We start from the raw sequence: 14,839 nt of genomic DNA, 5'->3' as shown, positions 1-14,839 counted from the left end.
ATTTGACCCGGCCGGGTTATGGCGCGGCGGGATGGGATGCGCAAGCCTTGCGGCACGCCCGATCAGCCCCGCCGCGTGATCTTCCGCAACTGCCGGAGATTGAGCGTTCCGGTCGCCAGAATGGCCGCTGCATAAACCAGGAGCCCGGTCCCGATCAGCGCCACCAGCGCCAGCGCGTGCACGACGAATCCGCGGCCGGTCGCGAAATAGACGCCGAGGAAATGTGCCGCCCCGAGCAGCGCCGCGCACATCACGACGCTCGACAACAGGATCATCGCGAACGCCCGCGCCATCCGCCGGTCGAGTGTGAAGTGCCCGCGCCTGACCAGCGTGAACCAGAGGAGCCCCGCATTGAGCCATCCGCCGAGCGTGGTGGCAACGGCAATGCCGAGATGGGGCAACCACCCGAGTTCGCGGAACCAGAAGAACAGCGCGATCGAGCCGATCGTATTGGCGATCAGGCTGAACGCCGCGTAGCGCATCGGCGTCTTGGTATCCTCGCGTGCAAAATAAGCCGGCGAAAACACCTTGATCATCACGAACGCCGGCAGCCCCAGTGCAAACACCGAGAGCACGGCCGCGGTCTGCGCCGTATCGGTCGCCGTGAACGCGCCGCGCTCGAACAGCACCTTGATGATCGGCACCGGCACGACGGCGAGCGCGAGCGCCGCCGGCACCGTCAGCAGCATGGCGAATTCGAGAGAGCGATTCTGGCTGTCGAGCACGGCCTCGTGATTGCCGGCTCTGAGTTGCCGCGACACGTCGGGCAGCAACACGACGCCGATGGCGATGCCGACGATCGCAAGTGGCAGCTCGTAAAGCCGGTCGGCATAATAAAGCTGCGAGACCGCGCCCGGCTGCTGCGAGGCGATCACGGTCCCGATCATGATGTTGAGCTGCGTCACGCCCCCTGCGATGACGCCCGGTATTCCGAGCGTGATCAGGCGGCGCACGCCATCCGTCATGCGTGGACGGCGCAGCTTGAGCGTGAAATTGTTGCGCTTGAGCCCGCTGATCAGAAGCCAGAGCTGCAGCACGCCCGCGACGAACACACCGATCGCCTGGATCACGCCACCACCCGGCTCGCTGTGATAGCCGAGCCCGAATCCGATGAAAATCGCGACCAGAAGCGTGAGATTGAGCACGATCGAAACCGACGAGCTCTCGACGAACTTGCCGAAGGTATTGAGCACGCCCGAGAACAGCGCGACGAGCGACATGCAGAGCAGATAGGGGAAGGTGATCTGCGTCAGCAGCACCGCGAGATCGAACTTCTCGGGCACTTCGCTGAACCCCGGTGCCAAGAGGTACATGAGCCACGGCATAGTGAGGATCGCGACGACCGACAGCACCACCAGCACCGCGAACAAGCCGCTCAGCGCCTCTTCGGCGAATACCCGCGCGGCTTCGCGGCCATTGCCTTCAAGCTCCTTCGCGAACAGCGGAATGAACGCGGAGTTGAACGCACCCTCGCCGAACAGCCGCCGGAACAGGTTGGGAAACCGGAACGCCACATTGAAGGCGTCCGCCACCATCCCCGAGCCGAACCCCCAGGCGAACGCGATATCGCGCAGGAACCCGAGCACGCGGCTGACGAGCGTGAGACCGCCGACGGTTGCAAAGGCGCGATAAAGCTTCATGGCGGCCTAGGATGAAAACTCAGGAAGGAAACGCGCCAATCCATAAAGGGCTTTCGGGCAGGACGCACGCCCAAACACGAGCCCGCACGCGTGCCTGCTAGTCGCTCCGTCTACGATTTCTTGCAGCCGAGCGTCACCGTGCGCGCATACCCCATGCCGGTTCCGGCGTTGGCATCGCCCGCCGTCAGCTGACCGCCGAACGACTCGTTGAGCGACTTGAGCTGCTCAAGCTCACTCTCGGGAATGCCGATCTGGGCGGAGCAACCCGCTGGCGCGCCCGCCGACAGCTTGACCGGATTGTCCTTGCCGAAATCGAACGCAATGAAGAACGACTCGTCGAACACCGAGAAATTGAAGTTGGGAGCGTCCGCGAGCACCGGCTGCTCGAACGGCAACGTGAAGAACAGCGACAGGAAGCCTTCTTTGTATTCGAGATAGTAGTCGACCGGATCCTTGGCCTTGACCCTCTCCTCGCCGAGCTTGGCGACGGTGAAGTAGCCGAACTCCTTGAGCCCATCGATGTTGACCTTGGCGAGCTCCGCCAGCTCTTCGCGGGAATACTGGCCGTCACCGTTGGCATCGAGCCCCTGGATCGCCATCTCCGTATAGGAATCGTCGAACGTCCACTTGTGCTGCAGGCCGGTGATCTTTCCGCCGTCGTAGACAACCGTGGTTTCGACCGTCACCCACACGTGCGGATGCGCCGCTGCCGGGAGCGCAGCAAACACCAGCGCCGCCACCGAAAAAACGAGAGCGAGAAGCCGTCCCCACACCGTCGCGCCGATGGTTCGCACCTGTCTCTCCTTCGATCCTGATCCCCGCGCGGGCTCAACGACGCGCCATTTTTGCTGGACACCAGCCGGAAAAATGGAGCGGAAGCAAGGCACAATTCGCCGCCGATCCGAACGTAGCGGCCTCGCCGGAGCTGAAAAACAAATCGTTAGTACGTCCAGCGCCTTAAACGCGTACCGCTCCAAATGCGGACCACGCCGGCTTGATCGCGTCCGAGGTTGCACCGTGACGGATGTTATAGTATCCACACCGCTCTCGATGGAGAAAATATGACGACGACCTTTCTTGCCGCATCCGCCCGCGTGCGCGCGCTTCTGCTGGCAGCCGCGACCCTCCCGTTGCAGCTGACGGCCGGGCCGACCCTCGCCGCAGAGCATGATTTAAAGGTCGTCGCGACAATCAAGCCGATCCATGCGCTGGTGGCTCAGATCATGGACGGCGTCGGCACCCCCACTCTGTTGGTGCAAGGCGCCGCCTCTCCCCACAACTACGCCTTGAAGCCCTCCGATGCGAATGCCTTGAACAAGGCGGACATATTCTTCCGTGTCTCCGAAAACGTCGAACCGTTCACGCGCAAGATCGTGACCGCGCTTCCCGCGTCCGTCCGCACCGTCACGCTCGCCGATGCACCGGGTATCGAGATCCTGGACGTACGCACCGGCGCAACGTTCGAGCAGCACGGACACGACAACCACGACCATGGTCACCATCGCCACGACGGTCACGGGCATGATCACGACGACGATCACCACCACGGAGCGAACGTCCGCGACGGCCATGTCTGGCTCGATCCGAGAAACGCCAGCAAGATGATTGCCGAGATCGCGCGCGTACTCTCGGAGACCTCCCCTGCCGACGCGGAAAAGTTCAAGGCCAATGCCGCCCGCGCGGAAGCAGCCCTGGTCGCGCTCGAAGCCGATCTCGCCAACGAGCTGAAGCCGATCGAGAACAAACCGTATGTCGTGTTTCACGACGCCTATCAGTATTTCGAGCGCCGCTTCGGCCTTTCCGCCGTAGGATCGATCACCGTAAGCCCCGATGCCCAACCCTCGGCCAAACGCCTGACCGAGATCCGCAAGAAGTTGGCGACGCTGTCGGCGAGCTGCGTCTTCAGCGAACCTCAGTTCCAGCCGAAGTTGGTGACGGCCGTGACGGAGGGGACCAGCGCGAGATCAGGCACGCTCGATCCCGAGGGCGCTCTCGTAGAGCCTGGACCGGATGCCTACACCGCGCTTCTGAAAAACCTCGTCTCGAGCCTCAAGTCCTGCCTCGCCCAAGGAAGCTGACGTCCTAGACCATGATCGCTTCAGACCACGCGGTCCCATCGTCGCGGCCCTTATCGGGCGCGGCGTGAATCGGCAGGGCAGAAAATGCCCTGAAGCGTGAATCATCGGTCTCATCAAGAGACGAGAACGGGGTTGCGATTTCAAAGATAAGCAATCACGCTCTAAGAACGCGCCCCGCCGGCAGCGAACCCAGGCCTCGCCAAGCCCCAAAAACGGAGCGAGCGCCCAAACGAAAGAGGCGGCCCAACTGCGTTGGACCGCCTCCAAAATTCAGCCTCCGAAGCTTCCCGCCTCGAAAAACTACTGCACCGAGTTCGCCTGCTGAGAAATCTTGCGGGCGTTGAGGCGAGTCACCTTCTTGGGCTCTTCCTCGACCGAGACCGCATTCGATTCCTGCTGCGAGTACGTGCCGTCAGGATTGCGCTTGTAGACGGTCGCGCCCTCTTCCTGCGTCAAGCCTTCGTCGGCTTCGATCGCACTGACCGTCTCGCTCGCGGCCGGCTCGTCCGAAGCCGTCTGGCTCGCGGCCTTCTCGTTAGCGGCCGGCTCGCTATCCGAAGCGATGAAGAACCCAGCCTTCGGAGCGGAGGCAACCGAGCGCGTCTTGCCGACAACCTTGTTCGAATTGCTTCCAGCCGAAGCGGCGCTCTGCGATGCCGTCGAAGATCCCGACGACGGATAATTCGCGTCAGATCCAGGCGCAGGCGCGCTATCCACCGAAGCGATCGTGTCCGTCTTGAAGCGTTCCCAGGTCACGACGACCTTCGTACCCGTCGGCACCTTCGGGTAAAGATCGATCACGTCCTCGTTGAACATGCGGATGCAGCCCTTCGAGACGTTCTGGCCGATGGTCCAGGGCGCGTCAGTGCCGTGAATACGATAGGTGCTCGATCCGAGATAGAGCGCGCGCACGCCAAGCGGGTTCATCGGATGGCCGCCGGGAACCCAGCTCGGAAGCTTGGGATTTTCGCGCAGCATCTCCGGGGTCGGACGCCAATCCGGGTTCTCGCGCTTCATCGAGACGGTGGTCGTGCCCTGCCAACGGCTCTGCTCACGCGGGATCGCGATCGGATAGCTCATCGCCTGGCCGTCTTTGGTGATGTGATAGAGGCGGCGATCACCGAAGCTGACGATGATCTGGCCAGCCTTGTACTGCGGGTTGAAGCTTACGATTTGGCGCTTGCCGCCACCGTATTCAGGCTCGCCCCCCCAGAGGAATTCGATCAACCCCTGAGCGTTGGCCGCGCCAGGGATAGCCGTCAGCACAGCCGCCGCGGCCACTGCTGCCAGAACTCCACCGACCTTTGCCTTCAACACCATCTACCAAACTCCCGCTGTCATAAGCCGCAAGTAACGGAACCGGTTCCCTCGAAAAGGCTCCGCCGCATCGCTGGCATCCTGCGCCAGTTTCATGAAGTCCCCGTATAAACCACTCGTAAAATTGGCGGGAGAGCAGGACGGTCACACTCTAGTCATGTTCCATCATTTTCGGCCCACTTGCCACTCGACCGATGCCATATCGCAACGCATGCCGATTTGTGAGGCAATCCCGACGCTTGCGTGAGCAACGGGTTCGCCCACCGGTTGACAAATAGCCGGAAAAAAACGAGAACAAAAAAAGAACATTATCGTCCGGCATAAAAGTATCCGTGAGCGCGTGCCGACCGGTTCGGCTGCTCCGGAGCGCGTGTCGCGTAACGGCCAACACAGTGAAGCGTTTTAGGCCGGCCGCTCCAGAAGTTGCCTAACCCCGCGTTGCGTTTCGGGGTGTATGCGTAACCTAAAGTGGTGTTGCGTTGGTTGCGTCGCGTAAGGTCTCGGGCCCCCTCAGCTCGCAGATCTCGTACATATACCTAAGTGTGTATCGCGTGAGTACGTCCCCCGACGAGTAACCGTGCGTCCCCCGTACCGACGATCTTGTGGCGCCAGCCGCGTTCGTGATGCGTCGAGCGTGTTCCGTGCCGTGGAGCACGCTCAAGAGTATGGACTGGCCCAGCGGCCGGAATGGTGCCCCCGCCATTCCGGCCGTCTTTTTATCCGCTCACGCTAGCGCGCCACCGGGTGGGTCGGCGTCAGCCCTTCGGCCCCGATGAAGACGGCCAAAATTCGCACCGGCCCACTTCCGGTGTTCCGCCCGTTGTGCGCCACCGCGATGGCTTCCATCAGCGCTTCACCCGCGCGGTACACCCGTTGCCCCTTCTCGCCGTAGTCGACGGTGAGCTCGCCCTCGATCATGTAACCGACCACCGGCATGCCGTGCGTGTGCCACCCGGTCTCCTCTCCGGGCGCGAGCGAAACCACGGCCGCCGTGACTTGCGCCGGCGCCCCTGTCGGATAGACGACGGGCTCACCGACGACGGTCGTGCCGGTTCGGAGTAGCGGCGCCGCCGGGCTCGGAGGTTCGCGCGCGACGGTCTCCTTCCCGATCGCGAACGCACAGAGCAAGGCGCCGGACAGAAGCGCCGCGGCACTGACGCGAATACGGAGGTTTCCAAGCATGTGTTCGCCCCTATAGAACGGTATCGAGAACTCGCGTCTCCAACAGTCACTCTCTACGCATCGCCAACGCCGCCAAACCATGTAGACCCGGCTCGGCTCCACAAGGAGAGGCCAGGCGAAGATGCCGGAGACCGCCGATGACGCCGCGAAGCTGCAAGGGCACCCTATGATCGACATCAGGATCGGCGTCCGCAAACTGTCGGCTGGAACGACGATCGCGGCAATCGCACTTCTGCTCGTTGCACCGGCTGTCCACACCGCACGCGCCGAGCCGGCGGCCACCCCGCGCCTGCAGCTCGAACCCGAAGGCCATACGGGGCTGTCCGGCAAAAGCCTCGCCGTCGCGAAGAAATACATGATCTCGACGGCGAACCCGCTGGCCTCCGAAGCCGGCCGTGCGATGCTGCGTGAAGGCGGCTCCGCGACCGACGCCGCCATCGCCGCGCAATTGGTTCTCGGCCTCGTCGAGCCGCAATCGTCCGGCCTCGGCGGCGGCGCTTTCCTTCTGCACTGGGATGAGGCCCAAAAAGCCTTGAAGGCCTACGACGGCCGCGAGACCGCGCCGGCCGCCGCAAAGCCCGATCGCTTCCTGAAAGCCGGCAAGCCGATCGGCTTTGGAGAGGCTGTTCATTCCGGCCTCAGCATCGGCACACCAGGCCTCGTCCGTCTGCTCGAGCACGCCCATCAGCGACATGGCAAGCTGCCCTGGGCGCGTCTGTTCGAGCCCGCTCTGAAACTCGCCCACGACGGTTTCCAAATCTCGAACCGCCTCTATTTCCTGCTGCGCTGGTTCGGCCCCGAAAGCTTCGCCCCCGCCGCCCGCCGCCACTTCTTCGATAGCACCGGCAGCGCGCTCCCGATCGGCCACCTCCTGAAAAGCCCGGCCTACGCCACTACCCTCGAAGCGATCGCGAAAGGCGGCGCCGGCGCGTTCTATTCAGGCCCGATCGCAGAGGGCATCATCGCCGCCGCCAAGGGCGCACCCAATGCGCCGGGCGATCTCACCCTTGACGATCTCGCCGGTTACAAAGTGGTCGAGCGCGATCCGATCTGCGTCGTCTATCGCGCCCACCGCGTTTGCGGAATGTCGCCGCCCTCGTCCGGCAGCGTCGCCGTCGCACAAGCATTGAAAATCGTGGAGCCTTTCGATCTCGGCTCTCGCCCCGAGGACGCCACGCGCACGCAGGCGTTACATCTCATCGTCGAAGCCGAGCGCCTCGCCTACGCCGATCGCGATCGCTACCTCGCCGATCCCGATTTCGTCCCCGTGCCGAAAGGTCTGCTCGACCCGGCCTACATCGCGACCCGTAGTGCGCTGATCGATCCCGCCAAAGCCATGGCCCAAGCCGAGCCGGGCCTGCCGCCCGATGCCGACAAGCGCGCATTCGGCATCGATGCCACGCAAGAGAACATCGGAACCAGCCACCTGTCGGTCATCGACGCCGACGGCAACACCGTTTCGCTTACCACCACGATCGAAGGCGCCTTCGGATCGGGTGTGTTCGCCAACGGCTTTCTGCTCAACAACCAGCTGACCGATTTCTCCTTCCGCTATGAAGACGACACTGGCCGCCCGATCGCCAACCGCGTCGAAGGCGGCAAACGCCCACGCAGCACGATGGCGCCCACCATCGTGTTCGACGAGAAAGGCGATGTGTTTGCCACCCTCGGCTCGCCCGGCGGCGGCCGCATCATCCTGTTCGTCATGAAGTCGCTGGTCGGCCTGATCGACTGGAAGCTCGACGCGCAGGCGGCCATCGACCTCCCGAATTTCGGCAGCTCCGGCAACACCGTGGAACTGGAGTACGGCTGGTCGACCATCTGGCGCGCACTGCAGTTGAGAAGCTATGGTCACCGGATCTCGCCCGACCTTATGAATTCCGGTTTGCACGCCATCGTCCGGCGCAATGGTGTGCTCGAGGGCGGTGCCGATCCGCGCCGCGAAGGAGTTGCACTTGGGGATTGAAGGAAAGCCGCCCACGACCGGCAAGCCATTGACGATCACGGTCGTCGGCGCGGGCATCATGGGCCTATGGCAAGCGCTGACGCTGGCACGCCAGGGCCACCGCGTGCGGCTCGTCGAAAGAAGCACGAACCCATTTGCAGAAAGCGCCAGCCGGCATGCGGGTGCCATGCTCGCGCCCGGCTGTGAAAGCGAAACCGCGCCTGAGCTGCGCACGCTCGGCCCGCACGGGTTGGCCCTCTGGCGCGCCGTCTATCCGCACCTCGTCAATGCCGGCAGCCTCGTCGTCGCCGCCCCGCGCGACCAAGCCGAACTGTCCCGCTTCGAACGCGCCACCAGCCCGCCTGAGACGCTCGATGCCGAAGGTGTCGCACGCCTCGAACCTGACCTCGGCGGGCGCTTCTCGCAGGCGTTCTATTTCCCCGACGAAGCGCACATGAATACGCCCCATGCGCTCGCCTTCCTGCTCGAAGCCGCCCGTAACGCCGGTGCGCTCATCGAACTCGGCGCCACATGGAAGGCCGCCGAGACATCCGGCATCGTGATCGATTGCCGGGGTATCGCCGCGTCCGACGAGCTCGCGACGCTTCGCGGCGTCCGCGGCGAGCGGCTTCTGATCAGGAGCGACGAAATCCATCTGGCGCGCCCCGTGCGTCTGCTCCACCCGCGCCATCCCCTCTACGTGGTGCCATGGGGCGAAGGCCTGTACCTCGTCGGCGCAACCGTCATCGAAAGCGAGGACGTGGGCCCGGTTACGGTACGCTCGGCCCTGGAGTTGCTGGGAACGGCCTACGCGCTGCATCCGGCATTCGGCGAAGCCGAGATCGTCGAGACCGGCGCCGGCATCCGCCCCGCCTTCCCCGACAACATGCCCCACGCCGAAATCCGGGACGGCGGCCGGAAGATCCTGGTCAACGGCGCCTATCGCCATGGCTTCCTGCTGGCGCCCGTGCTGGCCGAGGCCGTAGCCGGCTATCTCGCTACCAAGGCCCCGCACGCTCTGCTTGCCGGCGCCTAGAGTGCTTCCGGAAAGCGGGGGTGCCCACAAGCCCTCGATAGCTAACGATTTTCCGGGAAACCTTGGCGCCGCCCCCTCATTGCGGCTAAGGTCGCCCTCTCAATTCACGGACCCCATATGTCGAACGAACCCAACACGCCGCCCGGCGCCGAAAACACCACGAGCTTCGGCTTCCGCGCCGTCCGCGAGAGCGACCGCCAAGGCCTCGTCAACCAGGTCTTCTCGTCGGTCGCCTCCCGCTACGACCTGATGAACGATCTGATGTCCGGCGGGCTGCATCGTCTCTGGAAGATGGAGTTCGTCTCGATGATCGGCGCGCCTAAGGGGCAGCAGCCGTTCAAGCTCCTCGACGTCGCCGGCGGCACGGGCGACATCTCGATCCGCTACGCCGAGAACTCGGGACCGAACGCCACCGCCGTGCTGTCGGACATCAGCCCCGAGATGCTTGAAGAGGGCCGCACCAAAGTGGCCGCGAAGGGATTGGCGTCGCGCATCAGCCTGGCCCAGGGCAACGCCGAGGCGCTTCCCTTCCCGGATCGTACCTTCGACGCCTACACGATCGCTTTCGGCATCCGCAACGTCACCCATATCGATGCCGCGCTGCGTGAAGCCCATCGCGTGCTGAAGATCGGCGGCCGCTTTCTCTGCCTCGAATTCTCCGAGTGCCAGGTTCCGCTCTTGGACCGCCTCTACGACTTCCACTCGTTCGAGGTCATCCCGCGATTGGGCGAGTTGACCGCGGGATCGGCCGACCCCTACCGCTACCTGGTTGAAAGCATCCGCCGCTTTCCGAACCAGGAAACCTTCGCCGGTATGATCCGCGAAGCCGGTTTCGAGCGAGTCTCCTATCGCAATCTCACGGGCGGCATCGCCGCCATCCATTCCGGCTGGAAGCTGTAGCAAAAACTCCGCACGAACGCAGCAGAACGTCGCGTCAAACCTCGCCGCGATCAGCGCGCCGTGAAAACTCCGTCTGCCCGCCGGACGCCAGAATGCGTGCCTGTTCGATCCAGTTCTCGCGCTCGATGCGACCCTTGAAATCGAGAAGCTCGCTGATGCGATCGATATCCGAGAGCGTCCAGTTCGCGACCTGCTCGTAGCTGGTGATACCGAGCGAGTTGAGCTTCTTCTCGATCAACACGCCGATACCGCGGATGCGCTTGAGATCCTCGACCTCGCCGGCTCCGCCGATCAAGAGGTCGCTGTCGCCGCGCAAGGCTTCGGACCGTACAGACCGGAAGCCGGAATAGTCGCTGCGAGGCGCATCGAGAACGCTTGAAGTTTCCAGCGTCTCATCGACCGGATCGGCCTCCGCGGACGCGGCGAACTCCACTGGCTCTTCGAGTGCCGGCGCCTCAGCCTCCGGCTCCACCGCCTGCGGCACCGAGCGCTGCAAAGCATCGGCAGCATCATCAGCGGCCGCTACGAAGCCTGCCAGAAAACGAGCCTGCTCAACCCAGTTTTCACGCGTAATGCGGCCTCCGACGCCAAGCAGCCATTCGAACCGCTCGACATCTTCTTTCGACCACCCAGCGATCTGGGTGAGCGTCGTCACGCCGTTCGCGCGAAGAATAGCTTCGGATTGCGGATCGATGCCAATCACGCGGTGCAGCCGCTCGCCATCGACCGGCGCAGGAGCATCCGACGCGGTCTCGGCGCCGAGCTTGCGCGAATAATCAGTGTCACCGCCCTTGGCTAGGATCTGCGCCTGCTCGATCCAGTTTTCCTGTTCGATGCGGCCCTGGAAACCGAGGGTCTGGCTGACCAGGTTGACGTCAGCAGCGCTCCAGCCGGCAATCGCCGCAAAGCTGCCGACGCCAAGGCGAACCAGCCGCTCCTTGAGATCGCCGTCGATGCCCCGGATGCGGGTGAGATCGTCCACGGCTTCTGCAAGTGCAGGGGCCGATACTGTTGCAGCAGCAGCTGCTGCGGCTTCGGCAGCGGCCAGTTCTTCAGCCGCAGCCTCGGCTTCAGCAAGACGAGCGGCTTCAAGGCGTGCCGCTTCTTCTTCGGCAGCCTGCGTCTCTGCGGCGCGTGCGGCTTCCTCGGCGGCCAGCGCGTCAGCGGCGGCCTTTGCCTGCTCCAGAGCCCGTGCTTCTTCGAGCGCCTTGGCTTCAGCGAGCGCACGAGCCTCCTCAACGGCCTGTGCCTCTTCGGCGGCCCGCGCAGCTTCTGCCGCGGCAGCTTCCTCCTCGGCCTTGGCCGCGGCTTCTGCGGCAAGAGCCTCTTCTTCAGCTCGTGCAGCGGCTTCTACGGCTTCGGCTTCAGCCTTGGCGGCAGCGGCTGCTGCCGCCGCAGCGGCGGCCGCAACGGCAAGTTCCGTATAGCTCGGCCCCGGAGGCGGTGTCGGCAGAGGCTCGGGCTCGGACGGCGGCGTCTCCGCAATCGGCGCGACCACCACAACCGGCGGAGCCGGCTCGGCGACCGGCGCCGGCGCTTGAGGCAGCGGCTGAACCTCGACGACGGGCTGTCCCTGGAACACGGGCGGCACACCCGATCCCGCCTCCCCGACGAGCGCCCGGCCAAATCGGTCGGTGTCGACGGCTTTGGGAGCTGCGGCCGGCACGCTTGCGGCAGCGGCGGCGGGCGCCAGCACAACGCCCGCGGGCTCTTCCGCATGCCCTGAGAAGCCCCTTCGGATAAAGCAGGCAAGCGAGGCGCCGAGCAGGAAGGCTCCCAGCATCAGCAGGAACGTCTGCAAGAGCAAAATCGTCATTCGCACCAACTCCCTTTCAAAGACCGCAGCCCCGCGTGCATCCCGGTTACTCGGGACAATGCACGTCGATGCCGAGGCTCAGTCTTCGACACGCCCGCAGCTGATCCACCCGACGACAAGCCCGATGGCAAATGCCGCCGCCAGATACCAGAACAGCTTTACGACCAGGTAATCCATCTCGCCGTCCCCCAGCTCAAACCCTATTTCGCCCCAGCGCGCACGACCTCAGTCCTTGAAGACCTTGAACTCGATACGCCTGTTGCGTGCCATCCCCTTTTTCGTGTCGTTCGATGCGACCGGCTGCGTCGCGCCATGGCCGACCGAATTCAGTCGGTCCTCGGGCACGCCGGCATAGATCAGGCTTCTGACGACAGCCCGCGCACGCCGCTCGGAAAGCCGCTGATTGCGATCAGGCTCGCCTTCGGAATCCGTGTGCCCCTCCACCTCGACGCGCATGCCCGGGCAGTTTTTGACGATCTCGGCGAGCCGCGCGATCGTGAGCGAGCTCTTGGGATCGATGTCGGACTTGGCGCGCTTGAACAGGATCACGCCCTGCTCGGCCGCGGCGGCAAGGCGCTTTTCACAAGCACGCGTTTCGTCGGATGTCTCGCGTGGCTTGGCCTTTGCGGCCGCTTCGGCCTTCTGACGCTCGGCGTCGGCTTTCGCCTCGGCCTCCATGTCGGCTTCCTGCTTCGCCTTCTGAGCGGCAGCAGCTTCCGCGTCCTGCTTGGCTTTGAGAGCCGCCTTTTCGGCTTCAGCCTTGGCCTTGGCTGCAGCTTCGGCAGCCTCCGCCTCGGCCTTGGCCTTCGCGGCGGCTTCTTCGTCTTCCTTCGCCTTCAGGGCAGCTGCTTCCGCATCGGCTTTCGCCTTGGCTGCGGCGTCAGCAGCGTCTGCGTCAGCCTTAGCCTTCGCAGCAGCAGCCTCGTCTTCCTTGGCCTTCAGAGTAGCCGCTTCTGCATCGGCTTTCGCCTTGGCTTCGGCGTCAGCAGCGTCCGCCTCCGCCTTGGCCTTTGCAGCGGCGGCTTCCGCATCGGCTTTCGCCTTGGCTTCGGCGTCAGCAGCGTCCGCCTTGGCCTTCGCGGCAGCCTCTTCGTCTTCCTTGGCCTTCAGAGTAGCCGCTTCTGCATCGGCTTTCGCCTTGGCTTCGGCGTCAGCAGCGTCTGCGTCGGCCTTAGCCTTTGCAGCGGCGGCTTCATCTTCCTTGGCCTTCAGAGCAGCCGCTTCCGCATCTGCTTTCGCCTTGGCTTCAGCCTCAGCAGCGTCTGCATCCGCCTTGGCCTTCGCAGCGGCCTCTTCGTCTTCCTTAGCCTTCAGAGCAGCCGCTTCCGCATCTGCTTTCGCCTTAGCTTCTGCCTCAGCAGCGTCTGCCTCCGCCTTGGCCTTCGCGGCGGCGGCTTCGTCTTCCTTGGCCTTCAGGGCAGCCGCTTCAGCATCGGCTTTTGCCTTGGCGCCTGCTTCGGCTTGGGCCTCGGCCGGCAAGGCCTGCGGTCCGATCGCAACCGGCGGCGGCGGAGTTTCAGAAAGATCCGTCTTGAGCTGAACGGTGCGAATGCCCCACACGCCTCTCACGGCGTCGAGCGCCGCTTTCGGCTCTCCGTCCTTGTTTGCGCGTCCTGTGATAATGGCGTCGCGGCCGGTAACCTCGACCTTCGCCCAGGGCTGGCCAGCCGCGCTGAGCGCCTCCAGCGAACGCACCGTGAGATCGGCCTCGACATTCGGGCGCTCACGGTAATACGTGCCCCAGCTCAGCATGGCGATCGGGATGAGGCCCCAAAGCCAACGCGAAGGATTACACCTCATTCCCGCCCTAAGCTCCCCATTGCCCTACAGAAAAACGGGCACTAAACCCTCCGGCCCGGCCCCCCGGCCCACCTGACGCGGTGCACTATAGACAAGCCTTTCCGGGTTTCCAAGTTGCAGCGCGTCCCAAACCCGGCGGGCTAAGATGCTAGAATTTCAACTGCCTTTCGTATGACCACGCGGCGACAATGTTAAGCAAGTCCGCGCGCCCCAAAGGCCCCCGGCGAGATCATCGGCCGTTGCGTTGCACACCAATTGACCTTTTGCCGCCTTTTCTGCTTGCCAACCGGCGCACGCGTGCCACAACTGACACAGTTTGGCTGAGAGATGGATTTCCCGGTTTTGACTGGATTGAGAGAGCTGTTGCTGCCGACCGGCCATGTGGCAAACCCTAGCCGAGGACGCTCGCAATGACGGTCAGATTCTTGATCGTCGACGATCACCCGCTCTTCCGCGAAGCGCTTCAGCTCGCGATCGAATCCGCCTACCCGGAGGCTGAGATCGTCGAAGCCTCATCCGTCGCCGCGGCGCTCGACGCCCTGAATAGCGACCAGCCCTTCGACCTTCTGCTCCTCGATCTGACAATGCCCGGAACGCGTGGCTTCGACGGCTTGATCGAGCTCCGCGCCGCCCGGCCGAAGCAGCCCATTCTCGTCGTTTCCGCCCACGAGGATCCCCGCATCGTCCATGAAGCGATGACCTGCGGCGCGGCCGGTTACATTTCGAAATCCGTAAAAAAGCGCGATTTGGCCGAAGCAATCCAGGACGTCATGGCCGGCCTCGTCGTTCTGCCGAAGGGCTACGAGCCGCCCCGGCCCGAAGGCGCCACCACGCGCGAGCCCGATCTCGCAGCCCGTGTCGCTTCGCTTACGCGCCAGCAGCTTCGCGTTTTGCAGATGGTCCGCCTGGGCATGCTGAACAAACAGATCGCCCACGAGCTCGGCGTCGGCGAAACGACGATCAAGGCGCACGTGTCGGAGATCATGCGCAAGCTCAACGTCGTCTCGCGAACACAGGCCGTGATCGAGGTTGCACGCCTCGACTACGACGCCATCCTCGGCGCGAGCGCCAAGGAAGCTGACAAAAATCCGGCCGGCTCGTCGTCGTCCTGATCGCCAGCCGCCG

11 protein-coding genes are annotated in these 14,839 nt (G+C 64.0%); 5 read left to right on the top strand and 6 right to left on the bottom strand.

The genetic code is table 11. The annotated features are described in order from the left end of the window. Positions 1-62 precede the first annotated feature (62 nt). The gene (gene murJ / locus RCO24_RS12125) at positions 63-1,640 is read right to left on the bottom strand and encodes a murein biosynthesis integral membrane protein MurJ (RefSeq protein ID WP_308962348.1); all 1,578 of its coding nucleotides are present in this window, start codon (positions 1,638-1,640) and stop codon (positions 63-65) included. A gap of 110 nt (positions 1,641-1,750) precedes the next feature. Then, the gene (locus RCO24_RS12120; protein WP_308962346.1) at positions 1,751-2,434 is read right to left on the bottom strand and encodes a DUF1007 family protein; all 684 of its coding nucleotides are present in this window, start codon (positions 2,432-2,434) and stop codon (positions 1,751-1,753) included. 267 nt (positions 2,435-2,701) lie between these two features. Here RCO24_RS12120 and RCO24_RS12115 point away from each other — a divergent pair, with 267 nt between their 5' ends. Beyond that, positions 2,702-3,718, top strand: coding sequence for a metal ABC transporter solute-binding protein, Zn/Mn family (locus RCO24_RS12115; RefSeq protein WP_308962344.1), 1,017 nt, complete (start codon positions 2,702-2,704; stop codon positions 3,716-3,718). A 300-nt stretch (positions 3,719-4,018) separates the two neighbouring features. Here RCO24_RS12115 and RCO24_RS12110 read toward each other — a convergent pair whose 3' ends face one another. Together RCO24_RS12110 and RCO24_RS12105 are read right to left on the bottom strand one after the other, a co-directional pair. Next, positions 4,019-5,038: a L,D-transpeptidase gene (locus tag RCO24_RS12110; protein WP_308962342.1), complete on the bottom strand. Its 1,020-nt coding sequence runs from the start codon at positions 5,036-5,038 to the stop codon at positions 4,019-4,021. Positions 5,039-5,764: 726 nt separating this feature from the next. Next, entirely contained in the window at positions 5,765-6,217 is a 453-nt protein-coding gene (locus RCO24_RS12105) for a cupin domain-containing protein (protein ID WP_308962340.1), read from the bottom strand. 121 nt (positions 6,218-6,338) lie between these two features. On the opposite strand from RCO24_RS12105, the gene ggt reads away from it, so the two are divergent. From ggt to ubiE, 3 genes are all read left to right on the top strand, one after another. Continuing rightward, entirely contained in the window at positions 6,339-8,183 is a 1,845-nt protein-coding gene (ggt, locus tag RCO24_RS12100; RefSeq protein WP_308962339.1) for a gamma-glutamyltransferase, read from the top strand. Continuing rightward, entirely contained in the window at positions 8,173-9,198 is a 1,026-nt protein-coding gene (locus RCO24_RS12095) for an FAD-dependent oxidoreductase (protein ID WP_308962338.1), read from the top strand. Before ggt ends, RCO24_RS12095 begins: the two co-directional genes overlap by 11 nt. A gap of 117 nt (positions 9,199-9,315) precedes the next feature. Then, positions 9,316-10,098 (top strand): bifunctional demethylmenaquinone methyltransferase/2-methoxy-6-polyprenyl-1,4-benzoquinol methylase UbiE, encoded by a 783-nt coding sequence (gene ubiE / locus RCO24_RS12090; RefSeq protein ID WP_308962337.1) that lies wholly within the window; start codon positions 9,316-9,318, stop codon positions 10,096-10,098. Between the two features lie 34 nt (positions 10,099-10,132). Here the strand turns inward: ubiE and RCO24_RS12085 are convergent, their stop codons facing one another. Then, positions 10,133-11,914 (bottom strand): hypothetical protein, encoded by a 1,782-nt coding sequence (locus RCO24_RS12085; RefSeq protein ID WP_308962335.1) that lies wholly within the window; start codon positions 11,912-11,914, stop codon positions 10,133-10,135. Between the two features lie 225 nt (positions 11,915-12,139). After that, positions 12,140-13,714, bottom strand: coding sequence for an OmpA family protein (locus RCO24_RS12080; RefSeq protein WP_308962333.1), 1,575 nt, complete (start codon positions 13,712-13,714; stop codon positions 12,140-12,142). Between the two features lie 410 nt (positions 13,715-14,124). Here RCO24_RS12080 and RCO24_RS12075 point away from each other — a divergent pair, with 410 nt between their 5' ends. Further along, positions 14,125-14,826, top strand: a complete 702-nt coding sequence (locus RCO24_RS12075; RefSeq protein ID WP_308962331.1) for a response regulator transcription factor — start codon at positions 14,125-14,127, stop codon at positions 14,824-14,826. The last annotated feature ends 13 nt before the right edge of the window (positions 14,827-14,839 follow it).

The organism is Hyphomicrobium sp. LHD-15 (assembly GCF_031157355.1).
Classification (GTDB): domain Bacteria; phylum Pseudomonadota; class Alphaproteobacteria; order Rhizobiales; family Hyphomicrobiaceae; genus Hyphomicrobium_C.
Note: the sequence above shows the minus strand (reverse complement) of the source record. Positions and strands in the feature narration are given on the sequence as shown.

Coding starts and splice junctions, on each gene's coding strand:
- RCO24_RS12075 (WP_308962331.1), top strand. CDS start 14,125: ATGACGGTCAGATTCTTGATCGTCGACGATCACCCGCTCTTCCGCGAA.
- RCO24_RS12105 (WP_308962340.1), bottom strand. CDS start 6,217: ATGCTTGGAAACCTCCGTATTCGCGTCAGTGCCGCGGCGCTTCTGTCC.
- ggt (WP_308962339.1), top strand. CDS start 6,339: ATGCCGGAGACCGCCGATGACGCCGCGAAGCTGCAAGGGCACCCTATG.
- ubiE (WP_308962337.1), top strand. CDS start 9,316: ATGTCGAACGAACCCAACACGCCGCCCGGCGCCGAAAACACCACGAGC.
- RCO24_RS12115 (WP_308962344.1), top strand. CDS start 2,702: ATGACGACGACCTTTCTTGCCGCATCCGCCCGCGTGCGCGCGCTTCTG.
- RCO24_RS12085 (WP_308962335.1), bottom strand. CDS start 11,914: ATGACGATTTTGCTCTTGCAGACGTTCCTGCTGATGCTGGGAGCCTTC.
- RCO24_RS12110 (WP_308962342.1), bottom strand. CDS start 5,038: ATGGTGTTGAAGGCAAAGGTCGGTGGAGTTCTGGCAGCAGTGGCCGCG.
- RCO24_RS12080 (WP_308962333.1), bottom strand. CDS start 13,714: ATGAGGTGTAATCCTTCGCGTTGGCTTTGGGGCCTCATCCCGATCGCC.
- murJ (WP_308962348.1), bottom strand. CDS start 1,640: ATGAAGCTTTATCGCGCCTTTGCAACCGTCGGCGGTCTCACGCTCGTC.